The sequence below is a fragment of the Nocardioides sp. AE5 genome, from assembly GCF_031844485.1.
Taxonomy (GTDB): Bacteria; Actinomycetota; Actinomycetes; order Propionibacteriales; family Nocardioidaceae; genus Nocardioides.
The window spans coordinates 1-25,490 of sequence record NZ_JAUZVI010000006.1; the positions used below are offsets into that span (position 1 = coordinate 1).

Consider the following 25,490-nt stretch of genomic DNA (forward strand, 5'->3'; position numbering starts at 1 on the left):
TGAAACCACCCGGCAACTGCGTCACCCCAGCGTGATAAATCAACACCAGACCGATCGCAATCGTCCGCATCCCCTCAATGTCCGCACGGAAACCCGCCGGACGACGCACCACTGATGTCACGCTCTTCTTCTCGCCATTCGGGTTCTTGGTCCTCACGCGTGGTCGCGCAGGTAGCGACCGAAGTGTGGCACGGTGAAGGCGATCCGGCCGCGCTCGCCCGAATAGATCAGCCCCTTCTTCAACAGCGCATCGCGCGCCGGCGAGAGCGACTGCGGCTTCTTGCCCAGGACGGTCGCCACGTCCGAGGTGGGCACCGAGCCGATCTCGTCGAGTTCCTCGTCGTCGCGCTCGGCGATCGCCATCGCCGCATCGGCCATCGCGCGCAGGTAGTCGCGCTCGCCGGGGGTGGCCCGCTCGAAGCGGCTGCCGAAGAACCCGACGGCCAGTTCCTCCTCCGCCGCGGGTGCGGCGACCGCGACGTCCTCGTCGGTGATCGGCGAGCGGGGGGCTTGGTCCCAGACCGCCTTGCCGTAGGCCTGGATGAAGTAGGGATAGCCGCCCGTGACGGCGTACATCTGCGCCAGCGCGGCATCGGTCCAGGCGGCGTCCTCGTCCTCGGCCGGCGCCGCCAGGGCACGGTCGGCCGCCTCCCGGGAGAGCCGATCGATGCGCTGGTAGCGGAAGAGGCGCTCGGAATAGGACTTCGACGCCGACAGTACGGCGGGCAGGTGCGGCAATCCGGCGCCCACCACGATCACCGGCAGCCCCGACTGACTGATCTCGTGGCAGGCCGCACAGAGCGCGGAGACGTCATCGGGGCCCAGGTCCTGCATCTCGTCGATGAAGACCGCCACCCCCTTGCCGACGTCGGCCGCGAGCCCGCCGATGTCGGTGAAGAGTTCGACCAGGTCGATCTCGATGTCCCCCGAGTCCGCACGCCCCTTGACCAGCGGCGCGTCGATGCCCGGGTTCCACTGCTCGCGCAACTTGGCGCCCGGGCCGGCGTCGCGTTGCGCGAAGGCGCGGATCACGCCGAGCACGTGGTCCACGTCGTCGGACTGCGGATGGCCCAGTTCGCGGACCGCTTGGTGCAGCGCCGAGGAGAGCGGGCGGCGCAGGCCCTGGTCGGGGCGTGCCTCCAGCTTGCCGGTGCCCCAGCGACGGCGTACGGCGGCGGAGCGGAGCGCGTTGAGCAACACCGTCTTGCCGACGCCGCGCAGGCCGGTCAGCACCAGGGAACGCTCGGGGCGCCCGCGGGCGATCCGCTCGAGGACCACGTCGAAGGTGGCGAGTTGCTCGTCGCGGCCGGCGAGCTCGGGGGGTCGCTGGCCAGCGCCGGGGGCATACGGGTTCCTGATCGGGTCCACGATCGGAGACTATCGACTTGTCTAGCGAACTCGTTAGACATTGCTAGCGAGTCCTCGACACGGATGCGTAGGCTGATGGCATGCCCGAGTTGCCCGAGGTCGAAGCGCTCAGCCGTGACCTCGCCGCGCGTCTGGACGGACGCGCGATCACCGCGGTCCACCTGGCCGCGTTCAGCGCGCTGAAGACGTTCGACCCGCCCCTGTCCGCGGTGGAGGACACCTTCGTCGAGGGCGTGGCTCGGCACGGCAAGTTCCTCGACATCACCGCGGGCGGACTCCACCTGGTGCTCCACCTGGCCCGCGCCGGCTGGATCCGGTGGCGCGACGACGTACCGGCGCTGCCGCCCAGGCCTGGCGGCAAGTCACCGCTGGCGGTGCGGATCGTGCTCGACGAGGACGAGTCCGGCAGCCAGGCCGGCCTGGACATCACCGAGGCCGGCACCAAGAAGAGCCTCGCGCTGTACGTCGTCCGCTCACCGCAGGACGTGCCCGGCGTCGCCCGCCTGGGCCCCGACCCGCTCGACGACGCCTTCACCGTCGAGGTGCTGCAGAAGATCCTCACCGAGGCCGGCCGCAGCCAGATCAAGGGAGTGCTGCGCCACCAGGGCACCATCGCCGGCATCGGCAACGCCTATTCCGACGAACTGCTGCACGCGGCCCGGATGTCGCCGTTCAAGCCGGCCAACTCCCTGGACTCCGACGAGGTGGAGGTGCTGTACGCCGCCATCCGCGACGTACTCTCCGCCGCAGTGGCCCGCGCCGAAGGCGTCGCGATGAGCGAACTGAAGGGCGAGAAGAAGTCGAACCTGGCCGTCCACGGCAAGACCGGCAAGCCGTGCCCGGTCTGCGGTGACGTGGTGCGCGAGGTCTCCTTCGCCGACTCGAGCCTGCAGTATTGCGCCACCTGCCAGACCGACGGGAAACCGCTCGCCGACCGGCGGACCAGCAAGTTCTTGAAGTAGCGTGCCGCCCATGCAGGTTCCCACCGTGAGCATCACCGGCGTCCCCGATCCCCTGCCCGAGGGCCTCCATGTCCTCGACGTGCGTGAGGACGCCGAATGGCAGGCCGGTCACATCGCCGGGGCGGTCCACATCCCGCTGATGGAGTTGCCCGAGCGCCTCGACGAGGTGCCGCTGGAGCAGACGCTGGTCGTGTGCAAGGTGGGTGGGCGCTCGGCCCAGGCCACCGCCTGGCTGGCCCACCAGGGGCGCGACGTGGTCAACCTCGACGGCGGGATGCTCGACTGGGAGGCCGCCGGGCGGCCGATGGTCAGCGAGAACGGCCAAGAGCCCGGCGTCATCTGAGACCTCACCTAGCAACCGATCCCATGTCTGTTGCGTATACGCAACAGACATGCCTATCGTTCTTCCATGGCCAGCCAGTTCGCATCTCGCTTCCGAGCGGGTCGTCAGATCGCCAACCTGACGACCCGTCAGGTTGGGGCGCTCGCAGGCGTATCGGCCTCGACTGTCTCGCGAGTCGAAATGGGGAATCTGAACCCCACCTATGACGTGGCCATGCGCCTGCTGGCCGCAGTCGACCTGGACCCATCATTTCAGCCGGCATCGCAGCCCGGAGCCATCGCAACGGCCCGCTGGCTGCTCGGAGACGGTGAATGCCCGACGGCCCCGGAGGCGTGGTTGGAGCGCTGGCACACGCTCGGGATCATCGACATCCAGGGCGATGCCCAACCTGCCGTGCTCGACACGCGCGCGCTGGCCCTCCGGGCCGGTCGTGCCGCAACGCTCACCCGCCGACCGGGCGCGGCCCTTCTGCGTCAAGACCGGGGGGCCATGGAAGTCAGCGCGGGCCTCAAGGGAGCCGGAATCTCCTACGCTCGTACCGGAGACCGTGCAGCCAATCGACTCGTCTCCGTTGCCACCGACGGCATGCCCGTCTTCTATGTGAACGACGTCGATGACGCCGTCAACGCCCTCGGGCTTGCCTATCGAGGACCACGAGAATGGGGAGCGCCCATCGTCCTCCTGCCCTTCGACGGGTACAGCGAAGCCGGGCGAGTGGGCGTGGACGACGAATGGTTCGCCTCGGATTGGCAAGTAGTCATGGATTGCTATGGCGGCACCGACCGGATGCCGGAGCAGGCCGATCGGGTCCTCGACCACCTTCTGGAGCCTTCCCTTGCCTGATCCTGAACTCGGCGGAAACCGTCGTCAGCAACCAGGGAGGTCTGTGAACTCGTCAGGGACTGGCTCCACGCCTCAGGATCCGGGAGCCCGACAGCAATATCTTGGGCTCGACGCACTCCTGGTCGAGTCACGTCAGGCGCTCTGCGACGTGCTCGACGCCTTGGCGCCACACAAGGACGCCCTGGTGATTGCAGGTGCCCACGCTGTGCGCGAACGCACGACATCCCTGCCCCTCGCTGCCTCGGCAACGAAGGACGGCGACCTGGCCGTCGTCCCTGCCTTGGTCACAGATGAGCCCAACCTTGAGGCCTCGTTGCGAGCCGCCGGATTCAGAACCCTGGCAGAACTCGAGGAACCCCTCCACAAGGCCAATCCATCCCTCCGCAGACGCTATGGGAACCAACCCGGACTCTGGGGTCGGGGACTGGCCGAGGACGGTTCCCCCCTCGGCGAAGTGGACCTCCTCGTTCCGACCTCAATCGCCGGCGGTGGACGCCGCAGTGCCCGTGCGATGGCGCACCACGGCAAGCAGACGACCAGGCACATACCCGGGTTGGAGCTCGCCGTGCTCGACCGGGACCTGTTGACCGTCGAAAACTTTGCCGACGGCAGCAGGCGTGAGGCATGGGTTGCCGGGCACGCGGGCCTGATCTGCGCCAAGGCTCACAAGATCGGGGAACGGATCGCCGACAGGGAGAAGGGCCTAAAGGACCGAGTGCGCGCCAAGGACGGCGCTGACGTCTGGCGCCTGATAGCCACCAGCGACGGCGCTGCTGTCCGCGAAGTCTTCGATGCGCATGAGACCGATCCGATCAGTGGCACCGCGGTCCACCAGGGACGAATCCACACCGAGACGCTCCTCAGGGAAGGGCATTTCGAGATGCTCGCACACCGGGCGCTCAGCGGGCTCGTACCAGAACCAGACATCACACAGGTCATCCAAGAATGGGGCGCGGGATTCCTGGCGGGTTGACCAGGGGCATCGCCCCACAGTGCCGCGGGCACCACAGGACAAGAACGGGTGCCCCGGTCGGTGGACCGGGGCACCCGTTCGTGGTGCTGCTGGTGGTGATCAGCCGGCGTAGGCCTCGCAGGTGGTGCCGACGTACGCCTGGAACGCCGCGAAGACCTTCTGGCCCTCGGTGTCCGCGGCGTACTTCTGCTGCAGCTCCTGCTGGGTGCCGTCAGCGGTGATCAGGTCGTGGTACCACTTGAAGCCCTCGGCCGACTCGGGATCGATGTCGGACGGCGCACCGGCCGCGTAGAACTTCTTCCACTCTTCCTGCGCGGCGGCGAAGTCGTCGCTGACCTCGGCCTGACCGGCCTTGATCGCGTTCTGGCAGAACTCGTCGACGGAGATGCCGTCGCCGTTGTCCGTCGGGTCGTCGGTGGGCTCGTCGGTCGGCTCATCCGTCGGGTCGTCGGTCGGCTCGTCGGTGGGCGCGTCGCTGGACTCGCCACCGGCCGGGGTGCTGGTGGACTCGCCGGCCTTCTCGTCGTCGTTGTCGCCGCAGGCCGCGGTCATGCCGCCGAGCAGCACGAGGCTGGCGGCGATGAGGGAAAGACGCTTGGTGCGCATGTGGTTCACCCTTTCGGGGGCAGTGATGACTGTGGTTTCTGTCCGTCGAACACAGTGCCCCGCGATTCGGCGATCTACACATGTTCGGCGCGAGAATCTTGCAGCATGTGAGCCATCCCACTGCACGTACGGCCCAATTGCGGACACAGCGGGCGCGCGGATCGCGGCCACGAAACGCCGGAGGAGGCGCCCCGCGGCTCGCGCCGCAGGACACCCCCTCCGGACCAGGCCTCAGCAGTAGGTGCTGACCCAGCTCAGGAAGGCACCGACGTTCTCCTGCTCCTCGTCGGTGTAGTCGCTGTCATCGATCTCGTCGTCCTCGTCCTTGAGGTCGCTCACCGCGTCGATCAGGACCTCGAAGCCGTTGCGCGCGTCGTCCGGGATGTCCTCCGGCGTGCCGACGTCCTTGAGGTCGTCGACGGCGTCCCGGCCGTCGTCGAACTCCTCGGCTTCGTTGACGGCCTTGTAGGCCTCGCAGAAGTCTTCCTTCGAGGCGTTCGTCGGGGCGTCGGAGCCGGAGCCACCGCCGCAGGCAGTCATCATTCCGCCGAGCAGCACGAGGCTGGCTCCGGTGAGTGCAAGTCGCTTGGTCCGCATGTCCATTCCTTCCACGGGCCAGGGGCCCGCTGCGTCGTTGGCCCCCCACGAGGTCAGGCCGCGTGGGCACGATTGTGCCTCAACCGTGCGACGTACGTCGGCAAGGTGAGATGGGAGAGATGAAACGCACGTGCGGGGACACATGGGAAGACGCCCCCGGCCAGGCGGCCGGGGGCGTCCCCATCACGCGTGGACGCGCGACGTCACACGAACCAGATCACTCGGTCTCGGTGCCGCTCGGCATCTGGACGCAGGTGGTGCTGGCCCAGGTCAGGAACGCGGTGACGTTCTCCTGCTCGTCGTCGTCCCACGGGGTCTCGGTGTCGCCGTCGTCAGCGTCCTCGAGCGCGTCGACGTAGACCTCGAAGCCCTTGCGCGCCTCGTCGCTGATGCCCTCGGGGGTGCCGATGTCAGCCAGGTCCTTGGCCACGTCCTTGGCGCCGTCGGCGTCAGTGACCTCGGTGATCTTCATGTAGGCCTCGCAGAAGTCGTCCTGCGAAGCGTTCGTCGGAGCGTCGGCGCCGGAGCCACCACCGCAGGCAGCGGTCATGCCGCCAACAAGGGCAAGGCTGGCAACGACGAGGGAAAAACGCTTGGTGCGCATGTGATTTTCACCTTCCAGTGAATGACATTCTGTGGGTTGTCGCAGGGCACCCTGCCCAACCGACTCCTGGGTTACACCACATTTCTCAAGAAATTTTCAGGGACCATCGAATGCGGCCGGCAACGGCAGCGCCAGGGCCTCGCCCAGCAGGGCCAGGTAGTCGACCCGCGGGATCTCCACCACGCCGAGGCTGGCCAGGTGGTCGGTCCGCCACTGCACGTCCAGCAGCCTCCCCTCGCTCCCGTCGTCGAGCAGGTCCACCAGGCCGACCAGGGCCACCTTGGACGCGTCGCGCTGGCGGTGGAACATCGACTCCCCCGCGAAGAGCCCGCCGATGGCCACGCCGTACAGCCCGCCGGCCAGTTCCCCGTCGCGCCACGCCTCCACCGAATGCGCCCAGCCCAGCCGGTGCAACTCGACGTACGCCGCGCGGATGTCCTCGTCGATCCAGGCGCCGTTGCGCCGGCGGTCCGCGCACGCGTCGATCACGCTGGGGAACGCAGTGTTGACCCGGATTTCGAAGCGGCGGCACGACGCCCGCAGCGACCGGGTCACCCGCAACCCGTCCAGCGGCAGTACGCCGCGCACCTGCGGCGACCACCAGCCGATCGACCCGTTCGAGATCGGCATCGGGAAGAGGCCCTTGCGATAGGCGTCCAGCAGCGTGGCCGGCGCCAGGTCCGCCCCGGCGGCGACCAGGTCGTCACCCACGATGTCGGGATCGGGGAACTCCCAGGGAGAGGTTCCTGGCTCAACCGGCATGGTGTGAAGACTAGGCCGTGGTGGCCAACACGGCTTCGGAGGTTGGCCCGGGTGAGGCAGGATGGGGCCATGGGAATCGGAAGCACCGTCGGCAAGCGCCTCGCCCCCAAGATCACCCAGGCGGCGCCTGCCTACACCCACGGATTCGTCCGTGAGGCGCTGAGGCGCGCCATCGAGGGCGTCGGGCCCCTCCCCTCCGCCGAGCAGGCCGCCGCCAAGCGGCTGGAGAGGGCCGGGGGCGAGGTGAAGCAGGCGGTCACCAAGACGGTGCTGGTGCACGTGGAGTACGCCGGAGCGCAGGGCTTCGCGACCAACCTCGGGGGCCTGGTCACCGCGGCCGCCACGGTCCCGGCCAACATCGTCGGCCTGGCACTGATCCAGGCGCGGATGGTGGCCGTGATCGCGGCGCTGCGCGGCCACGACCTGTCCGACCCGCGGGTGCGCACCGCGATCCTGCTCTGCCTGCTCGGCGAGGACGACGTGAAGAAGGCGGTCAAGGAGAAGCGGGTCCCGGCACCGCCGATGGCGCTGGCCACCGCGCCGGTCCACGACCCCGACCTGGACGCCACCATCGCCCAGGTCGTGGCGACCGAACTGATCGCCAGCGCCGCGGGCAAGCGGATGGCCTCGACCGTGGGTCGCCGGGTGCCGGTGATGGGTGGCTTCGTCGGGATGGGCACCGACGCCTGGGCGACGTGGCGGATCGGCCGCTATGCGACCAGGGAACTGCTGCCGCGCGCGAAGCAGTCCTGAGCGCCGCGGCGTCGCCGGGCTGGGGCGAGGTGGGGGCGGGTCCGCTGCTCAGGCGTTGTCGTTCGGCGCCAGCGCGTTGACCACCCGACTCGGGCTCGGGCGCCCCAGGTGCCCGGCCATCCACGTGCTCGTCGCGACCAGGGCCGGCAGGTCGACCCCGTGCGCGATGCCGAGCCCGTCGAGCATCCAGACCAGGTCCTCGGTGGCGAGGTTGCCGGTCGCGCTCTCCGCATAGGGACAGCCACCCAGCCCACCGGCGCTGGCGTCGAAGGTGGTGATGCCCATCTCGAGGGCGGCGTACGCGTTGGCCAGTGCCTGGCCATAGGTGTCGTGGAAGTGGACGGCCAGGTGCCCGGTGCCCAGGCCGGCCGCGGCGAAGGCGCCGATCAGTTCCTTGACGTGCCCGGCCGTGCCGACGCCGATCGTGTCGCCCAGGCTGAGCTGGCTCGCGCCGAGGTCGAAGAGCCGCTTGCCGACGCCGACCACCTGGTCGACGGGCACGTCCCCCTCCCACGGGTCGCCGAAGCACATCGACACATAGGCGCGCACGTCCATCCCGGCGTCGCGGGCGCGGCGTACGGTCGGGGCGAACATCGCGAACTGCTCGTCCAGCCCGCGGTTCAGGTTGCGCTGGGCGAACGTCTCGGTGGCGCTGCCGAAGATCGCGATGTGCTTCAGCCCGAGCTCCAGGGCGCGGTCCAGCCCGCGCTCGTTGGGCACCAGCACCGGGAGTTCCGGGTTGTCCAGCAGCGTCATCAGTTCGGCGGCGTCGGCCAGTTGTGGCACCCACTTCGGGTGGACGAAGCTGGTCGCCTCGACGACCGGCAGGCCGGTGGCGAGCAGGCGGCGTACGAAGTCGGCCTTGGTGGCCACGTTGACGATCGCCTTCTCGTTCTGCAGCCCGTCGCGCGGGCCGACCTCCCAGATGGTGACCTGCTCGGGCAGGCCGCTGATCGGGTGGGCGCTCACTGGTCGCTCACCTCCTCCGGCTCCACCTCGAAGAGTACGTCGCCGAGCGCGACCTGGTCGCCGACCGCGTGGCCTGCGGTGGTCACGACGCCGGCGAAGGGGGCCTTGAGGGCGAGTTCCATCTTCATCGCCTCCACGACGCCGAGCACGTCGTCGGCCTCGACCCGGTCGCCGGTGGCCACCCGGAGGTCAAGGATCGTCCCCGGCATCGGGGCGACCACGGTGCCGTCCCCCAGCGCCGGGCCGGTGTCGCCGAAGACGTCGGGCCGGGCGAAGACGTGGCGCTGTCCGCGGTGCACCACCTCGACCTGGTGGGCGTCCACGGCAGTGGTCGCGCCGTGCCGGACGCCGTCGATGGCCAGCACGGTGCGGGTGCCGAGCAGCCGTCCCTGCTGGTCGCGGTGGGCGTGGGAGTGCGACTCGACCACGGGTACGCCGTCCACGGTGCCACTGCGACCCGGCCCGGTGTGGCTCTGGTCAGCGCTGTGCCGGTCGACTGCGATGTCGCGGTCCAGTTCGACCACGACTGGCGCCGGCCGGGCCCCGTCGCGCCACCCGTCCAGGCGCAGCGGACCGGTGCCGACCTCCGGCGCGGCCGCCCAGGCGGCGAAGAGGCGGGCCACGGCCTCGTCGGGGGCGTCGAGGTGGTTGCGGTCCAGCCAGGCGGTGTCGATGGTCGCGTCGCGGAACTCGTCCGAGGCGGCAAGCGCGCGCAGGAATCCGGTGTTGGTCCGCAACCCGAGGATGGACACCTGGTCCAGGGCGCGGACCAGCGCCGTGCGTGCCGCCTCCCGGTCGGCGCCGTGGACGATCACCTTGCCCAGCATCGGGTCGAAGGCGGTGCTCACCACCTGCCCGGACTCCAGCGCCACGTCGCAGCGGGCGAACGCCGGCCAGTGGACCAGTCCGGCGGTGCCCGCCTGGGGCAGGAAGTCGGCGAACGGGTCCTCGGCATAGATCCGGGCCTCGATGGCGTGGCCGTCGACCCACAGATCGTCCTGGCTGAACGGGAGCGCGGCGCCGGCCGCGATCTGCAATTGCAACTGGACCAGGTCGATCTTCTCGCCGGTCGGGGTGTGGGCGACGACAGCCTCGGTGACCGGGTGCTCGACCTGGAGCCGGGTGTTCATCTCCAGGAAGTAGGCCTCCCCGCTGGCCTCGTCGAGCAGGAACTCCACCGTGCCGGCATTCGTGTAGCCGACCTCGCGGGCCAGGTTGACCGCGGCGTCGAGCACGCGTTGGCGGGCCTGTTCGCTGATGGTCGGCGCGGGCGCTTCCTCCAGCACCTTCTGGTGGCGACGCTGGGTGGAGCAGTCGCGCTCGAAGAGGTGGACCACGGTGCCGTGGTGGTCGGCAAGCACCTGGACCTCGATGTGGCGACCGCGTTCGACGTACTTCTCGACCAGGATGGTGTCGTCACCGAAGGCACTGGCGGCCTCGCGTCGTGCGGCGGCCACCGCCTCGTCGTACTCGTCGGCGCTGCGGACGATCCGCATCCCCTTGCCCCCGCCGCCGGCGGCGGCCTTGACCAGGACCGGGAAGTCGCGGGCGTCGGTGGGCACCACCGGTACGCCGGCCGCGATGGCGATCTCGCGGGCCGCGTCCTTGCGGCCCATCTGCTCCATCACCGCGGCGCTCGGGCCGACCAGGACGATGCCGGCCGCCTCGACCGCGCGGGCGAACTCGGCGCGCTCGGAGAGGAAGCCGTAGCCGGGGTGGATGCTCGCGGCGTCGGCCTCGCGGGCAGCGTCGATGATCGCGTCGATGTCGAGGTAGGAGGAGATGTGGATCGCCTGGTCGGCCTCGCGGGTGTGCGGGGCACCGGCGTCCGGGTCGGTGTAGACCGCGATCGAGCGGATGCCCAGGGACCGCGCTGCGCGGATCACCCGTAGCGCGATCTCGCCGCGGTTGGCGACCAGGACCGAGGAGAGCGTGGTGGTCATCGGGTTCACATCCTGAAGACGCCGTAGCGCGGCTCGGGGATCGGGGACTGGGCGGCGGCCGCCAGGCCCAGGCCCAAGACGCGGCGGGTGTCGACCGGGGCGATCACGCCGTCGTCCCACAGCCGGGCGGTGGAGTAGTAGGGCGAGCCCTGGGCGTCGTACTGCTCCCGGATCGGGTCCTTGAACGCCTCCTCGTCCTCGGCGCTCCACTCCTGGCCGGACTTCTCCAGCCCGTCGCGCTTGACGGTGGCGAGGACGGAGGCGGCCTGTTCGCCGCCCATCACCGAGATCCGGGCGTTGGGCCACATCCACAGGAAGCGCGGGTCGTAGGCGCGCCCGCACATGCCGTAGTTGCCGGCGCCGAAGGAGCCGCCGATCACGACGGTGAACTTGGGCACGACCGAGCAGGCGACTGCGGTGACCAGCTTGGCGCCGTCGCGGGCGATGCCGTTGTTCTCGTATTCGCGCCCAACCATGAAGCCGGAGATGTTCTGCAGGAAGACCAGCGGGATCTTGCGCTGGTTGCACAGCTCGATGAAGTGGGCGCCCTTGAGGCTGGACTCGCTGAAGAGGATGCCGTTGTTGGCCACGATGCCGACCGGGTGGCCCCAGATCCGGGCGAAGCCGGTCACCAGGGTCTCGCCATAGAGTTGCTTGAACTCCTGGAAGCGGGAGCCGTCGACGATGCGGCGGATCACCTCGCGTACGTCGTACGGCGTGCGGGTGTCGGTGGGCACCACGTCGTACAGGCCCTCGGGGTCCTCGACCGGCTCCTCGACCTCGGTGACCTGCCACGGCGCCGGGCCGGGACCGGGGACGGTGGCAAGGATGCCGCGGACGATGGCCAGCGCGTGGGCGTCGTCGCCGGCGAGGTGGTCTACGACGCCGGAGGTGCGGGCGTGAACGTCGCCGCCGCCGAGTTCCTCGGCCGTGACGACCTCGCCGGTGGCGGCCTTCACCAGGGGCGGCCCGCCGAGGAAGATGGTGCCCTGGTCCTTGACGATCACCGTCTCGTCCGACATCGCCGGGACGTAGGCGCCGCCTGCGGTGCACGACCCCATCACGGCGGCGACCTGGGCGATGCCCTCGGCGCTCATGTTGGCCTGGTTGAAGAAGATCCGGCCGAAGTGCTCGCGGTCGGGGAAGACGTCGTCCTGCATCGGCAGGAAGGCGCCGCCGGAGTCGACCAGGCTGATCACCGGGAGCCGGTTGGCGCGGGCGATCTCCTGGGCCCGCAGGTGCTTCTTGACCGTGACTGGGTAATAGGTGCCGCCCTTGACGGTGGCGTCGTTGGCGATCACCACGGCGGTGCGGCCGCTGACCTGGCCCATGCCGGTGACGATCCCGGCGCTGGGGACGGCGTCGCCGCCGGCCTCGCTCGCCTGGTACATCCCGGTCGCGGCGAGCGGGCTGAACTCGAGGAACGGGCTGCCCGGGTCGAGCAGGCGGTCCACGCGGTCGCGGACCAGCAACTTGCCGCGGTCGGTGTGCCGAGTCCGGGACGCTTCGTTGCCGCCGGCGCCGTCGTTGCGTACGGCGGCCAGCCGGCTGCGCAGGTCAGCGACCAGGTCTCGCAGCGTGGGCGGGGCGGGAGATTCCGTCATGTGGTTAATGATCACTAACCGTCCCGTGGATTGCAAGGCCCCCGACGGAGGTGGTGAAGGATCGCTAACCTGAGCGGCATGAACCGCCGGGAGCAGATCCTCGCCACCGCCGCGACACTCTTCGCCGAACACGGCTTCCATGGCGTCTCAGTCGGGGAGATCGGCGCCGCGGTCGGGATCAGCGGACCCGGCCTCTACAAGCACTTCCCGGCCAAGGACGCGATCCTGGCCGAGATGCTGGTCGCGATCAGCGAGGAATTGCTCCGGGTCGGCACTGAACGGGTCGAGGGTGCGGCCGGTGACCCGGCGGCCGCGCTCGAGGCGCTGGTCGCCTGGCACACCGACTTCGCCCTGGGCAACAAGGCACTGATCGTGGTCCAGGACCGGGACTGGGCGGCCCTGCCCGTCGAGGCCCGCGAACGGGTCCGCGGACTGCAGCGAGCGTACGTCGACCTGTGGGCCACCCAGTTGTGTCGCCTCGACCCGGCACTGGACGAGGTGGAGGCTCAGGCGCGGGCGCATGCCACCTTCGGGCTGCTCAACTCCACCCCGCACAGCGCGTTCCTGCCCGAGGACCGGATGCGGGCGCTGCTGCGGGAGATGGCGCTGCGGGCGCTCGGCTTGTGAACGCCGGTCTCGTGAACGCCGGCTCGTGAGCCGCCCTCGTGGTGCCCTGCCAGGGCGGGCATGATGGCCACATGGACGACGTACCCACTGCCGAGGCGAAGCCGACCCGCTGGTTCACCGAGCGCTCCCTGGAGCAGCGCCAGGACTACGCGCAGCGCTTCGTCAGGATCCAGGCCGAGGGCAACGACATCGACGGCGAGGCGCGGCTGATCGACGCGATGGCCACGCCGGGCAGCGCGATCCTCGACGCCGGCTGCGGTGCCGGTCGGATCACCCACGCACTCACCCAGCGGGGCCACCGGGTGATCGGCGTCGACGCCGACCCGCTGCTGATCGAGGCCGGTCGCGAGCAGCACCCGGGCGCGGACCTGCGGGTGCTGAACCTGGTCGACCTCTCCCCCGACCTCGGCGGCCCCTTCGACCTGATCGTGTGCACCGGCAACGTGATGCCCTTCGTGGAGCCCGGCACCGAACCGACGATCGTGGCCGGGATGGCCAGCGTCCTGGCTCCTGGTGGTCGGGTCGTCTTCGGCTTCCACATCGACCGGGCCTATCCGCTCGCCTCCCTCGACGAGCACGCCGCCGCGGTGGGGTGGAGGCTCGAGCACCGGTTCGGCACCTGGAACCTGGACCCGTTCACGTCCGGGAGTGACTGGGCCGTCTCCGTCTTCCGGGGATGAACCGTCCGGTCGGCGACTCCGCGACTCCTGGCCGGTGACCCCGCGCCCACCTGATCGTTGAGCAGTCGCGATGACCACCACCCGACCTGACTCCCGCGCCTTCGGCTCCCTGCTCCTCGGCCCGGCCGACCAGGGACCGCGCCGCCTGCGGGTCAGGATCCAGTTGCTGCTCTCCGTCCTCCTGGTCGGCACCAACGTCATCGGCGCCGGCATCGTGCTGGCCCTGATGCTGGTGATCATCCCCGGCGAGAAGATCGCCCGGGAGTTCGCGATCGCGGTGGCGATCAGCGGGCCCACCTATGTCGGCGTCGCAGTGGTGCTGGGCGCCAGTTATGGCACCGTCACCACGCTTGCCGCGCTCCGCTGGGCGACCCGGGAGGAAGTGCCCACTGCGGCAGAGCGCCGGGCCGCACTGCGCCTGCCCTGGCGCCTGAGCCTGATGCAGGCCCTGCTGTGGGGCGTCGGCGCCGCACTGCACACGCTCCTCGCCGCACTGCTGCAGCCCGCTGCCGTGCTCAGCGTCGCCTTCGCCGTGGTGATCGCCGGCGTCGTGGTCTCCTCGGTCGCCTATCTCTTCGCCGAGTTCGCACTCCGCCCGGTGGCAGCCCGCGCCCTCTCCGACGCCCCCACCGACGTACGCCTCGGGATGCTCGGAGTGCGAGGCCGGCTGGTGGTCTTCTGGTTCCTCGGCACCGCGGCCCCTGTCCTGGGCCTGGTCATCGGCGCGATCGTGGTGCTCTCCACGCCCAACGCCTCCCCGAGGCAGTTCGCCGTGGTGGTCCTCGGCCTCTCCGCCGTGATCCTTTTCTTCGGGCTGCTCGTCACCAGCCTGACCGCCGGTGCCGTCACCGGGCCGATCGCGGCAGTGAGGGGGGCTCTGGAACGGATCCGGGACGGTGAGTTCGGCGTCGAAGTGGTCGTCTATGACGGCACCGAACTGGGAGAACTGCAGTCCGGCTTCAACGCGATGTCGCACGGGCTGGCCGAGCGGGAACGGATCCGCGACCTCTTCGGGCGCCACGTCGGCCACCAGGTCGCCGCGGCCGCTACCTCGACCGACACCCTCGAACTCGGCGGACGCACCCTCGAGGTGTCCACGCTGATGATCGACCTGGTCGGCTCCACCACCTATGCCACCGAACACCCGGCCGACGACGTGGTCTCGATGCTGAACCGGTTCTGTGCCGTCGTGGTCGACGAGGTCGACGCCCAGGGCGGACTGGTCAACAAGTTCATGGGCGACGCCGTTCTCGCCATCTTCGGGGCGCCGGTCGCCCTGGCCGACCACCCCACCGCAGCCCTGGCCGCGGCCCGGGCGATGGCCGACCGACTCCGGGTCGAGGTGCCCGAGATCGGCTTCGGGATCGGGATCTCCACCGGCGAGGTCGTCGCCGGTTACATCGGCGACGAGTCGCGGTTCGAATACACGGTGATCGGCGACGCGGTCAATGCTGCCGCCCGGCTGACCGACCTCGCCAAAGGCGTCGAGGGCGACATCCTGGCCATGGCCGACACCGTGGCCGCGGCCGCCGACGACGAGGGCAACCACTGGGCCGCGGAACCACCCGTCGTACTGCGCGGACGGGCGGAGCCCACGGGAGTCGCCAGCCTCGTTCGCTGACGCCGTCGACCCTCCCGGCACGTTGTCCGTCCTGACAAATGTCGACAATCTCTGTTACGTTCGAGGCGATGGCCATGGCCGGGGGGCCACGACGCGCACAGCGCAACATCGCAAAGTCCGTGCGAGATCGCGCCGCGTCGCCACCACCATCCCAGAGGTGAATTGAACGCGTGTCCCTGATCGAACTGTCAGGAATACACAAGATCTTCGGACGTCGACCCCACCGCGGGCTGGAGCGACTGGCAGCAGGCGAGACCCGTGAGGACCTGCTCGCCGACGGCCTCACCGCCGCGGTGATCGACGCGTCCATCAACGTCGAGCCTGGCGAGATCTTCGTGGTGATGGGGCTGTCCGGATCCGGGAAGTCGACGTTGATCAGGCTGGTCAACCGACTCATCGAGCCCACCTCGGGTTCAGTCGTGATCGATGGCGTGGACCTGTCCGGCCTGGGTTCGAGCAAGTTGCGTGCGATCCGGCGGGAGAAGATCAGCATGGTCTTCCAGCACTTCGCCCTGCTCCCCCACCGGACCGTGGGCGAGAACGCGGCGTACGGATTGAAGGTCCGTGGCATCAACAAGAGTGATCGGTTCGACAGGGCAGAGGAAGCACTCCAGCTCGTCGGCCTCGGCGGCTGGGGCGGCGTCCTGCCCGGAGACCTCTCTGGCGGGATGCGTCAGCGAGTCGGCTTGGCCCGCGCTCTCGCCGCGCAGACCGACATCATGCTGATGGACGAGGCGTTCAGCGCCCTGGACCCGTTGATCCGCCGGGAGATGCAAGACCAGCTCATCGACCTGCAGGACAAGCTGGACAAGACCATCCTCTTCATCACCCACGACCTCAACGAGGCGATGCGGCTGGGTGATCGGATCGCGATGATGCGCGATGGCCGCGTGGTCCAGCAGGGCACCGCCGAGCAGATCCTCAACGACCCCGCCAATGACTACGTGGCCCAGTTCGTCCAGGACGTCGATCGGACCCGAGTGCTCAACGCGGCCTCGGTGATGGAGGCGCCCGTGGCGCTGCTCGGCGCGGACCAGGGGCCGCGAGCGGCTCACAAACTGATCCGGGAGAACCAGCTCTCCGGCCTGATGGTCGTGGACCGGTCACGTCGTCTGCTGGGTGCCGTCACCGAGTCGGCCATCGCCGAGGCCGTGGCGCGCGGTCATGACACCGTCGAGGGGCACATGATCCAGCCGCATGTGGTCACCCCGGACACGCTGATCGCAGAGATGTTCACGGCCTCCGCCGAGAGTCCGGTGCCCCTGGCCGTGGTCAACGCGGAGGGTCGTCTCGAAGGTGTCATCGCCCGCGTGACGCTGCTGAGTGCGCTTGGCACCACCGGACAGCTGAGCGGCAGCGACGGCGATGGAGGCAACCGGGACGGCTCGCCGGCTGAGACCGGCCACGACGTGGAGGAGGCACGAGCGTGAACACCATGCAGATCCTCGACGACTGGTTCGACCTCGACGACAAGGTCGATGGCATCCCTCGCTTCCTGGTGGGCGAACGGATCAACGAGGCCTTCGGCTGGATCAAGGAGCACTGGGGCCAGTTCCTGCGGTCGGTCGGCAACGCGATCACTGATTCGGTCGACTGGATCATCAGCGTGCTCAACGGCCCCGCTCCGATCTTCGTCGCAGTGCTCTTCGCCCTGCTCGCCTGGCTGGCCAAGGACTGGAAGCTGGCTACAGGCACCTTGCTCGGGATGGTCTTCATCATCTCGATGCAGCAATGGCACTACGCCATGGAGACACTCGCCCTGGTCGCCTTCGCGACCGTGGTCGCACTGCTGATCTCCATACCCCTGGGGATCCTGGCCGCCCGTTGGGACTGGTTCAGCCGGCTGGTGCGTCCGGTGATGGACCTGATGCAGACGATGCCGGCCTTCGTCTGGCTCGTGCCCGTGGTGTCCCTCTTCGGCCTGAACGTCGCAGCCGGCGTGGCTGCCACGGTGATCTTCGCGCTGCCGCCCGGCGTGCGACTCACCGAGCTGGGCATCCGGCAGGTCGACCCCGAGGTGATCGAGGCGGGCCATGCCTTCGGGGCCAAGCCGGGCCAGATCCTCCGTGAGACGCAGTTGCCGCTCGCCATGCCCACGGTGATGGCCGGCATCAACCAGGTCATCATGCTCGCCCTCTCGATGGCCGTGATCGCGGGCCTGGTCGGCGCCGAGGGACTGGGCGGGCAGGTCACCAAGTCCATTTCCAGACTGAACATCGGGCTCGGGTTCGAAGCCGGACTGTCGGTGGTCGTGCTCGCCATCTTCCTCGACCGCGTCACCGCCGCGGTCGGCCAGCGCAACCCTGGGCAGGGGCGGTTCTCCGCCCTCGGCGGCTGGCTCTTCGGCCGCCGGCGGGCCGAGGCCGACGATCCCGACAGCGCCGCCACCCACGACCCCACCGACGAACTCACCCCAGCCGGAGTTGGAGGAGGAACAAGGAAGAAGGACACGACAGCAGATCCGTCTCGGGAAACGATGAGTGGGACAGATCCCACAGAGCAGTGAGGAACGACGAATGAAGCGGACGAAGACAGCACACCGAGTCGTAGCTGGACTGATGACCCTGGGAGTCGGGCTGACTCTCGCATCCTGCGGGAGCGATGACGACAACTCGGCGGCGGACTGCGGCTCCAGCCAGGCAGTGGCACAAGCCCTGACCGACAACGAGGCCGACACCATCGCGACCAACACCAGCCAGGCAGTGGCCCGCGTTGCACCCGCCTCGACCACCCAGGCGCGCACCAGGACGGCGCCTGCCCCCGGCGACACCATCACCCTCGGCATCATCCCGAGCTGGAGTGACGGGCTGTCGATGGCCTACCTGTGGCAGAACCTGCTCGAGCAGGACGGTTACAAGGTCGAGATCAAGGAGATCGCGGACGCTGCACCGCTCTACACCGGTGTCGCCCAGGGTGACGTCGACATCTATCCCTCGGCGTGGCCCGAGGTGACCCACGCGTCGTACATGGAGCAGTACGGCGACCAGCTCGAGGACCTCGGCGCCTACTACGACGCCGCCAAGCTCACCATCGCGGTCCCGGAGTACGTCGACATCGACTCGATCGAGGACCTCGTTGGCTGCGCGGACCGCTTCGACGGCCAGATCATCGGCATCGAGCCCGGAGCGGGCCTGACCGAGGTCACCGAGCAGAGCGTGATTCCTGAGTACGGCCTCGAGGACTACGACCTGAAGACCTCCTCGACGAACGGGATGCTCACCGAGCTGCAGACCGCCATCGACAACAAGGAAGACATCGTGGTCACGCTGTGGCGTCCGTTCTGGGCCAACAGCAAGTTCCCGGTGAAGGACCTCGAGGACCCGAAGGGTGCGCTGGGTGAGCCGGAGGGCCTGCACTTCATCGCCACCAAGGGCTTCTCCGACGAATATCCCGACATCGCCCAGAAGATGGGCAACGCCAAGCTGGACGACGAGCAGTACGGATCGCTGGAAGACCTCGTGGTCAACGAGTACGGCGAGGGCAAGGAAGCCGAAGCAGTCGCGGCATGGCTGGAAGCGAACCCTGACTGGGTGGACACCCTGGGCTGATCCATTGGTCCCAGCCACTGGGCATCACTCCTGCGCGGAGTGGTGCCCAGTGGCGTCTGCACACATGACGACCTAGCCTCCTGTCATGCGCATCCGCCTGGGCCGACCCGACCTCGCCGCCTGGGCGGACCACTTCGACGTGCCACCGGCAACCGGCGCCCGATCGGTCACCTTCCTCGGCGTCGCCAGCCTGCTGATCACCGACGGGCGTACGTCGTTGCTCACGGACGGCTTCTTCTCCCGTCCTTCGTTGATCAAGGTCGCGCTGGGCAGGCTCTCCCCTGACCGCGCGCGCATCGACTCCGCGCTGCGTCGCGCCGACATCGAACGACTGGCGGCCGTGCTGCCGGTGCACAGCCACTTCGACCATGTGATGGACTCCGCCGACGTCGCGCGCAGCACCGGCGCGGTCCTGGTCGGTGGCAGGTCGAGTGCGAACGTGGGCCGCGGGCACGGCCTGGCCGAGGAGCAGATCACCGTCGCCACGCCCGGGGAGGCCCTGTATTTCGGCGACTTCACCGTGACCCTGATCGAGGGGGCACACTGCCCACCGGACCGTTACCCGGGGACGATCGAGGCTCCCGTGACCCCGCCAGCGCGGGCCTCGGCGTACCGGTGCGGCGAATCATGGTCGACCCTGATCGCGCACGTCGAGGGCTGGTCGGCCCTGGTCCAGGGCAGTGCCGGGTTCGTCCCGGGCGCCTTGGCCGGGCACCGCGCGGACGTTGTCTATCTCGGGGTGGGTCAGCTCGGGATCCAGTCCGAGGACTACCTCCGCACCTACTGGGCCGAGACCGTGCGGGCCGTCGGAGCTCGCCGTGTCGTGCTGATCCACTGGGACGACTTCTTCCGCGGCCTCGACGAGCCATTGCGAGCCCTGTCCTATGCCGGGGACGACCTCGACCTGACCATGCGGCTGTTCACCTCGTACGCCGAGGCCGACCGGGTGGACCTGCACTTGCCGACCCTGTGGCGACGCGAGGATCCTTGGCGCGGGTTGATCTGATCGGTGTGTTTCGCGCTCAGAGGAGGTGGCCGATCTCGCCGTCGTCGGCGAGCACCTCCAGCATCTTGGTCGCGCGCAGCGCCGCCTCGGCAGCGGTCTCCAGATCCGCGGCGTACGCCGGGTCGTCGGCGTCGGCGCCCACTCCGACGCTGCCGCGCGCAGCGAGGCGGGAGAGCAACTCCTCACGGGCCAGGCCCCGCAGGAGCAGCAACTGCAGCGGGTCCGCGGCGAGCAGCCACCCGACCTGGGTGAGCACCGCGAGTGCGTGCTCGCACGGCTGGGCCCACGCCTGGCAGGCGCATTCCGCAGCCAGTTCAGTGCCGTAGGGCAACAACTCGACGCCTGACTCCTCGGCATCCTCGACCAGTTGGTGGGGCAGGTCGCCGCCGAGCAGCGCCGCGATCCGCCCGGACTCGGAGGCGACCAGTTCTACCAACACAGTGACCCCGTCCCGGTCGAGCACCGGCACCTCGACCTGCACCGTCCAGGCGTCGTCGCCGACCTGGACGGCGGCCAGCAACGAACCGGCGTCGACGGTGATCGCGCCCACCGCCCCGGCACGCGCCAGCGCACGACCGCGACGCAGGTCATCGGTGTGGTACGCCGCCTCCTCCACGCCGCGCATCCATGCCTTGCCCCACCACGACAACGCCCGTGTCCCGCGCCGTGCTGCGAGTCGGGGGTGGGTGACGGCGCTCATCCGGGCCTGCGCAGGGTGACCAGGTCGCGGAGCTCGGCGTCGTCGAGTTCGGTCAGCCCGGCCTCGCCGCGGGCGAGCACCGAGTCCGCGATCGCCCGCTTGCGGGTGAGCAGTTCCGCGATCCGTTCCTCGATGGTGCCCTGGGTGATCAACCGGTGCACCTGGACCGGGCGGGTCTGGCCGATCCGGTAGGCCCGGTCCGTCGCCTGCTCCTCGACCGCCGGGTTCCACCAGCGGTCGAAGTGGATCACGTGGTCGGCAGCGGTCAGGTTGAGGCCGGTGCCGCCAGCCTTCAGTGACAGGATGAAGACCGGCACCCCGCCCTCCGGGCCGGCCTGGAAACGGGCCACCATCGCCTCGCGCTCGCGGACCGGCGTGCCCCCGTGCAGGAACTGGGTGGCGATGCCCAGGTCGGCCAGGTGTTGTTCGATCAGCCGGGCCATCGCGACGTACTGGGTGAAGATGAGCACCGCGCCGTCCTCGGCAAGCACCGTGCCGAGCAGTTCGTCGAGCAGGTCCAGCTTCTCCGAGCGGCCACCGAGACGCCCGCCGGACTGCTTGAGGTAGTGCGCCGGGTGGTTGCAGATCTGCTTCAGCCCGGTCAGCAGCGCCAGCACCAGGCCGCGGCGGGCATGCTCGTCGGCGCGCTCGATCCGCTCCATCGACTCGCGGACCAGCGACTCGTAGAGCACCGCCTGCTCCCGGGTCAGGGCCAGCGGATGGTCGGTCTCTGTCTTGGCGGGCAACTCGGGCGCGATCCCGGGATCCGACTTGCGGCGCCGCAGCAGGAACGGCGCGACGAGTTCGGCGAACTGCTCGGCCTTGGCCGGCCAGTGGCCGGACTCGATCGGCGCTGCCCACGCCTTGCGGAAGGCGTTGCGCGAGCCGAGGAGTCCCGGCACCGCCCAGTCCAGGATCGCCCACAGTTCGGTGAGGTTGTTCTCCACCGGAGTGCCGGTGAGCGCGACCCGCGCCTGGCCGGACAGGGTGCGCAGCGCCTTCGCCGTGGAGGAGGCGGGGTTCTTGATGTGCTGGGCCTCGTCGGCGACCACCAGGTCCCACTCGATGCCGGCCAGCGCCCGCGCTCCCTTCCCGGGACCGTCCTTGCTCGCGGCGCCCTTGCCGGAGGCGTCCGAACGGACGGTGCCATAGGTGGTCAGCACGAAACCGCCATCGTCCTCCTCCCCCAGTCCCGCCAGCGAGCGCTGGGTGCCGTGGAAGCGGCGTACCGGCACGTCGGGGGCGAACCGCCGGATCTCCGCCTCCCAGTTGCCCAGCAGCGACGCCGGGCAGACCACCAGGGTCGGCCGAGGGCCGGCCAGGCCCGCTTCGCGGCGGTGCAGGTGCAGCGCGATCAGGGTGATCGTCTTGCCCAGGCCCATGTCGTCGGCCAGGCAACCACCGAGTCCGAGCCCGGTCATCTCGGCGAGCCAGGTCAGCCCGTGGCGCTGGTAGTCACGCAGGCTCGCCTGCAGTGCCACGGGCGTGGGGATCGGGGTGCGGATGGCGGCGTTGCGGATCTGCTCGCGGACCTTGAGCAGGGTGGCGCCGACGATGACGGTGGTGTCGGTCTCCTCGACGGCGACCACGCCGGTCAGCGTGGCGGCCAGTGCCTGGGCCGGCTTCACGGTCCGGATCAGCCGCTTCTTCGCCTTCTTCGCGGTCGCGGAGTCGATCAGCACCCAGTTGTCGCGCAGCCGGATCACCGGACGGGTGGCGTGGGCGAGCTGGTCCATCTCCTCGGCGGTGAGCGGGTCGCCGTTGATGGCGAGCTGCCAGGAGAAGGAGAAGAGCCCGTCGGTGCCGAAGAGGCCGTCAACCAGCGGCTCCTCCTGCTTGCCCCCGACGCCCTCCTTGTCGGTCACGCTCCCGGCCGACGGCTCCAGGACCGCGTCGCTGGTCAGTGCATTGCGCAGGGTCCGCGGCCAGAGCACGTCGACGCCCCGCTCGCGCAGCGCCTCGACGCCGTCGTCGAGGAGGGAGGCGAGCTCGACGGCGTCCAGGGTGATCTCGTCGGGCACCTCCAGGGCGAGCAGACGCTCCAGGACCGGCCACGCATCGGCGGCCGCGCGGAGCGCACGGGCGGCGTGCAGCCGGGCCCGTTCGCCGAACCCGTGGGAGGCGTCCGGGCCGGTCTCGGCCCAGAGCAGCGCCGCCTCGGCGAAGTGGACGTGGTTGCGCTCGTCGTGGACCTGCAGGACGAGGCGCACGCAGCCGCCGATCAGCTCGCCCTCGTCGGCCTCGACGCGCAGGCTGAGGCTGACCAGGTGGGGGCGCTCGTCGGGCTCGAGATACTTCGCCAGCTTCGACTGCAGGGAGGCCGAGAACGGCCTGCTGGCCAGCCGGGCCTGTGCCTCGCGCCGGACCGGAGCGGCAGGACGACGACGTACGCCGTTGCCGCTGGGGGCCGAGCGGGGCAGGGTGTCGGCGACCGCGTCGAGCACCTGGCGCACCAGCGCCTCCGCGGCCTGCTCCTGGCCCTGGGCGGCGTGGGCCAGGGCGAGCAGCCGCACCCGTTCGGCGTCCTCGCGGCCCAGCTCGGCCAGCCGCCAGCCGACCTCGGCCGGCTCCAGCTTGCCGTCGGCCACGAACTGCATCCCCAGCAGCACCGCCCCGGCGAGCAGCCCGACGCTCTCGTGGACGTCGTCGCGCGCCCGGGCCTTGCCCAGGATCGGCAGTGCCGCGCGCATCGGGAGCGCCACGGTGCGCCGTTCGTCGCTGAACTCGACGACGCCCTCGCCGGCCGGCATACCGGGGCGGAAGGTCGCCGGTCCGCCGAGCGGGATGAAGTTCAAGCCGTTCCTTCCGGGCAGTGCGGGCATCCGATCCCCAAACCGTAGCCCGCACCCCGGCGACAACAGCCTCACCCGACCTCGGCACCTCCTCGGGCCACGCGGGCAACCCGTCGGGCTACGGACCGAGTACGACGGATCAGGTACAACGGGCCACGTCACCCCGTGCTCATTGAGCCGGGGTGACGTGGCCCGGACTCACTGCTCTGCCCAGTTGCGTCGGCGACCCACCAACAGTGCCGCCGCCCCGAGCACGGTCAGGCCGACGCCGAGGCCCAGTCCGAGGCTGTTCGGGCCACCCACGTTGGGCAACGCGGGCTGGTTGGGAGCCGAGGTCGGCTGCGGTGTTCCGGTGGGTTCAGTCGGCCCGGTCGGCGCAGTGGGCTTGCTCGCCGCGGTGAATGCCGCCTCCGCCGCGTCCGAGACCCCGGCCCGCTTCACCTCGTGGAAGGTGGCATAGACCTGGCACGGATCGGCAGTGGCCCCGCTGCTCTGGGACCAGCCAATGTGGCTGGTCGTCGCAGGGCTCGCCGTCATCTCCACCGTCGCGGTGCCCGGCGCGGTCGCCTCGACACAGAGCACCACGTCCTTGGCGCTCAGCGGATCCTCACCCGCCACGGTCAGTTCGTCACCGGAGGCGGAGATCGTGGCGTCGCCCTCACACACGGACCAGACCGGAGCCGCCGTGCCGCCGGTGGTCAGCGCGATCGGTTGGTGGAAAACGTTGGTGCGAAGCCTGAAGCGGGCCGTGTCGCCGACCTCGAGAGCGGTGCTGGCGGCATCCAGGTCCAACACCAACTCGGGATCCATCGGGATCATCCGCAGCAGTCGCTCCTGCTCCGCCGTATCCATGTTGTCCGCGCAAGTCGTGGAGAAGTCACTGCCACCCGGAGCCGGATCGCTGATGCACCAAATCAGCGTCTGCAGGGCGACTCGCTCTCGCGTGCCCGCATCCGCGCGGGCCTCGTCGACTCCGCCCCAGGCCTGGTCACCAGTGCCGTGGTAGGGGTGCCCGTTCTGGATCAAGTAGGCGATCAGACGCTCCTGATCACTGCTCAGTCGCGGGTTCCCCGCCAGGGACGCCATCGGGTTGAGGATCACGCCGTCGCCATCGACGACATTGCCCGCGGCATCGGTGTCGCCGCAGGACTGGGAGGTCCGGTCGGTGCAGAACATCCACTCCGAGACCGGACCGCCGACCGAGGCGACATATCGGGTGCCACAGATCGGCGGATAGGCCTCCTCGTCGCTCACGGTTCCGTCCCCACGCACCAGGACGGTGCCGCCGAAGGCGTCATAGAGCGGGACGATGTGACCGCCGTTGTAGGACGTGACCCGGGCCCCGAAGACCAGCGTCGAGTCCGGCACGGCCTCGGAGTTGACCGTGGGATCGAAATCGGTCTCGCCCACACACTCAGGTGCCTGGAACTCCGCCACTGGGGTGGGTGGCATGTCTGCCTGCGCCAGGCCCTGTCCCCCCAGCACCAGCGCTGCACCCACCAGCGTCGACGACGCCCCGATCCGGACAAGTTGGAAAACATTCGTCTTCTTCATGTGTTCTTCCCATCGTTCAGTGTGCCCCAAGCCCGTGCCGGGGGACTCCGCTCAGACACCTGCTGACAACGAGACGCGCTCGGAGCGGATCCATGACGCAAATCTGCGTAGGCTGTCGCCATGAGCATCCTCGACATCCCGATCGCCCGACTCGACGGCAGCCCGAGCACGCTGGGGGAGATCACCGGCGGCCGACCGGCGCTGCTGGTCAACGTCGCCTCGAAGTGCGGCCTGACGCCGCAATACACCGGTCTGGAGCAGCTCCACGAGCAGTTTGCCGAGCGCGGCTTCACCGTGGTCGGGCTGCCGTGCAACCAGTTCATGGGCCAGGAGCCGGGGACGGCGGAGGAGATCGCCGAGTTCTGCTCCGCGACGTACGGCGTGACATTCCCGATGACGGAGAAGATCGAGGTCAACGGCGACGGGGCACACCCGATCTATGCCGAGCTGACCACTGTGCCCGACCAGGCGGGCGAGGCCGGCGACGTGCAGTGGAACTTCGAGAAGTTCCTGATCGCCGCCGACGGCAGTGTCGTGTCGCGCTTCCGGCCAGCGGTGACCCCGGTGGACGAGGAACTGGTCACCGCGGTGGAGCGCATCGTCGGCACCTGACCGCACCTCCCGACCACACGGGA

The 25,490-nt window shown here is 69.6% G+C and carries 24 protein-coding genes; 13 read left to right on the top strand and 11 right to left on the bottom strand.

Annotated elements, in window-relative coordinates:
• Window positions 1–153: 153 nt before the first annotated feature.
• Window positions 154–1,368 carry an ATP-binding protein gene (locus Q9R27_RS10180; RefSeq protein ID WP_311252269.1) on the bottom strand — a complete coding sequence of 405 codons (1,215 nt, stop codon included), beginning with the start codon at window positions 1,366–1,368 and terminating at the stop codon, window positions 154–156.
• Between the two features lie 80 nt (window positions 1,369–1,448).
• Between Q9R27_RS10180 and Q9R27_RS10185 the strand changes: the two genes are divergently transcribed.
• The 4 genes from Q9R27_RS10185 (at window position 1,449) to Q9R27_RS10200 (ending at window position 4,489) form a co-directional block, all read left to right on the top strand.
• Entirely contained in the window at window positions 1,449–2,330 is an 882-nt protein-coding gene (locus tag Q9R27_RS10185; protein ID WP_311252270.1) for a DNA-formamidopyrimidine glycosylase family protein, read from the top strand.
• A 10-nt stretch (window positions 2,331–2,340) separates the two neighbouring features.
• Window positions 2,341–2,673, top strand: a complete 333-nt coding sequence (locus Q9R27_RS10190; protein ID WP_311252271.1) for a rhodanese-like domain-containing protein — start codon at window positions 2,341–2,343, stop codon at window positions 2,671–2,673.
• Between the two features lie 66 nt (window positions 2,674–2,739).
• Window positions 2,740–3,516, top strand: a complete 777-nt coding sequence (locus tag Q9R27_RS10195) for a helix-turn-helix transcriptional regulator (protein WP_311252272.1) — start codon at window positions 2,740–2,742, stop codon at window positions 3,514–3,516.
• 148 nt (window positions 3,517–3,664) lie between these two features.
• On the top strand, window positions 3,665–4,489 hold the full coding sequence (locus tag Q9R27_RS10200; RefSeq protein WP_311252273.1) for a hypothetical protein: 825 nt from the start codon (window positions 3,665–3,667) through the stop codon (window positions 4,487–4,489).
• Window positions 4,490–4,588: 99 nt separating this feature from the next.
• Here Q9R27_RS10200 and Q9R27_RS10205 read toward each other — a convergent pair whose 3' ends face one another.
• The 4 genes from Q9R27_RS10205 to aat all read right to left on the bottom strand — a co-directional run bounded on the left by Q9R27_RS10205 (window position 4,589) and on the right by aat (window position 7,058).
• Window positions 4,589–5,095, bottom strand: coding sequence for a PT domain-containing protein (locus tag Q9R27_RS10205; protein ID WP_311252274.1), 507 nt, complete (start codon window positions 5,093–5,095; stop codon window positions 4,589–4,591).
• Window positions 5,096–5,326: 231 nt separating this feature from the next.
• Entirely contained in the window at window positions 5,327–5,692 is a 366-nt protein-coding gene (locus Q9R27_RS10210) for a hypothetical protein (protein WP_311252275.1), read from the bottom strand.
• Between the two features lie 217 nt (window positions 5,693–5,909).
• Window positions 5,910–6,296, bottom strand: coding sequence for a hypothetical protein (locus Q9R27_RS10215; RefSeq protein ID WP_311252276.1), 387 nt, complete (start codon window positions 6,294–6,296; stop codon window positions 5,910–5,912).
• A gap of 96 nt (window positions 6,297–6,392) precedes the next feature.
• Complete coding sequence (gene aat, locus Q9R27_RS10220; RefSeq protein ID WP_311252277.1) at window positions 6,393–7,058, bottom strand: leucyl/phenylalanyl-tRNA--protein transferase; 666 nt, start codon at window positions 7,056–7,058, stop codon at window positions 6,393–6,395.
• A gap of 69 nt (window positions 7,059–7,127) precedes the next feature.
• Here aat and Q9R27_RS10225 point away from each other — a divergent pair, with 69 nt between their 5' ends.
• Entirely contained in the window at window positions 7,128–7,811 is a 684-nt protein-coding gene (locus Q9R27_RS10225) for an EcsC family protein (protein ID WP_311252278.1), read from the top strand.
• 48 nt (window positions 7,812–7,859) lie between these two features.
• Here Q9R27_RS10225 and Q9R27_RS10230 read toward each other — a convergent pair whose 3' ends face one another.
• Genes Q9R27_RS10230 through Q9R27_RS10240 form a run of 3 tightly spaced genes read right to left on the bottom strand, consistent with a single transcriptional unit; the run spans window position 7,860 to window position 12,327 of the window.
• Window positions 7,860–8,780 (bottom strand): hydroxymethylglutaryl-CoA lyase, encoded by a 921-nt coding sequence (locus tag Q9R27_RS10230; protein ID WP_311252279.1) that lies wholly within the window; start codon window positions 8,778–8,780, stop codon window positions 7,860–7,862.
• Window positions 8,777–10,723 (bottom strand): biotin carboxylase N-terminal domain-containing protein, encoded by a 1,947-nt coding sequence (locus Q9R27_RS10235; RefSeq protein ID WP_311252280.1) that lies wholly within the window; start codon window positions 10,721–10,723, stop codon window positions 8,777–8,779. Before Q9R27_RS10235 ends, Q9R27_RS10230 begins: the two co-directional genes overlap by 4 nt.
• Window positions 10,724–10,728: 5 nt before the next feature.
• On the bottom strand, window positions 10,729–12,327 hold the full coding sequence (locus Q9R27_RS10240) for a carboxyl transferase domain-containing protein (RefSeq protein ID WP_311252281.1): 1,599 nt from the start codon (window positions 12,325–12,327) through the stop codon (window positions 10,729–10,731).
• A 78-nt stretch (window positions 12,328–12,405) separates the two neighbouring features.
• On the opposite strand from Q9R27_RS10240, the gene Q9R27_RS10245 reads away from it, so the two are divergent.
• The 7 genes from Q9R27_RS10245 (at window position 12,406) to Q9R27_RS10275 (ending at window position 19,809) form a co-directional block, all read left to right on the top strand.
• Window positions 12,406–12,954 (top strand): TetR/AcrR family transcriptional regulator, encoded by a 549-nt coding sequence (locus tag Q9R27_RS10245; RefSeq protein WP_311252282.1) that lies wholly within the window; start codon window positions 12,406–12,408, stop codon window positions 12,952–12,954.
• Between the two features lie 71 nt (window positions 12,955–13,025).
• Window positions 13,026–13,634 (top strand): class I SAM-dependent methyltransferase, encoded by a 609-nt coding sequence (locus Q9R27_RS10250; RefSeq protein WP_311252283.1) that lies wholly within the window; start codon window positions 13,026–13,028, stop codon window positions 13,632–13,634.
• A 70-nt stretch (window positions 13,635–13,704) separates the two neighbouring features.
• Window positions 13,705–15,255, top strand: coding sequence for an adenylate/guanylate cyclase domain-containing protein (locus Q9R27_RS10255; RefSeq protein WP_311252284.1), 1,551 nt, complete (start codon window positions 13,705–13,707; stop codon window positions 15,253–15,255).
• 170 nt (window positions 15,256–15,425) lie between these two features.
• On the top strand, window positions 15,426–16,685 hold the full coding sequence (locus Q9R27_RS10260) for a betaine/proline/choline family ABC transporter ATP-binding protein (RefSeq protein ID WP_311252285.1): 1,260 nt from the start codon (window positions 15,426–15,428) through the stop codon (window positions 16,683–16,685).
• A gap of 5 nt (window positions 16,686–16,690) precedes the next feature.
• Complete coding sequence (locus tag Q9R27_RS10265) at window positions 16,691–17,761, top strand: proline/glycine betaine ABC transporter permease (protein WP_311252474.1); 1,071 nt, start codon at window positions 16,691–16,693, stop codon at window positions 17,759–17,761.
• Between the two features lie 52 nt (window positions 17,762–17,813).
• Window positions 17,814–18,803: a glycine betaine ABC transporter substrate-binding protein gene (locus tag Q9R27_RS10270; protein ID WP_311252286.1), complete on the top strand. Its 990-nt coding sequence runs from the start codon at window positions 17,814–17,816 to the stop codon at window positions 18,801–18,803.
• A gap of 85 nt (window positions 18,804–18,888) precedes the next feature.
• Window positions 18,889–19,809 carry an MBL fold metallo-hydrolase gene (locus Q9R27_RS10275; RefSeq protein ID WP_311252287.1) on the top strand — a complete coding sequence of 307 codons (921 nt, stop codon included), beginning with the start codon at window positions 18,889–18,891 and terminating at the stop codon, window positions 19,807–19,809.
• 16 nt (window positions 19,810–19,825) lie between these two features.
• Here the strand turns inward: Q9R27_RS10275 and Q9R27_RS10280 are convergent, their stop codons facing one another.
• From Q9R27_RS10280 to Q9R27_RS10290, 3 genes are all read right to left on the bottom strand, one after another.
• On the bottom strand, window positions 19,826–20,509 hold the full coding sequence (locus Q9R27_RS10280) for a hypothetical protein (RefSeq protein ID WP_311252288.1): 684 nt from the start codon (window positions 20,507–20,509) through the stop codon (window positions 19,826–19,828).
• Window positions 20,506–23,304 carry a DEAD/DEAH box helicase gene (locus tag Q9R27_RS10285; protein ID WP_311252289.1) on the bottom strand — a complete coding sequence of 933 codons (2,799 nt, stop codon included), beginning with the start codon at window positions 23,302–23,304 and terminating at the stop codon, window positions 20,506–20,508. Before Q9R27_RS10285 ends, Q9R27_RS10280 begins: the two co-directional genes overlap by 4 nt.
• 195 nt (window positions 23,305–23,499) lie before the next feature.
• Complete coding sequence (locus tag Q9R27_RS10290) at window positions 23,500–24,855, bottom strand: thioester domain-containing protein (RefSeq protein ID WP_311252290.1); 1,356 nt, start codon at window positions 24,853–24,855, stop codon at window positions 23,500–23,502.
• 120 nt (window positions 24,856–24,975) lie between these two features.
• Here Q9R27_RS10290 and Q9R27_RS10295 point away from each other — a divergent pair, with 120 nt between their 5' ends.
• Window positions 24,976–25,467: a glutathione peroxidase gene (locus Q9R27_RS10295; protein ID WP_311252291.1), complete on the top strand. Its 492-nt coding sequence runs from the start codon at window positions 24,976–24,978 to the stop codon at window positions 25,465–25,467.
• Window positions 25,468–25,490: the final 23 nt, after the last annotated feature.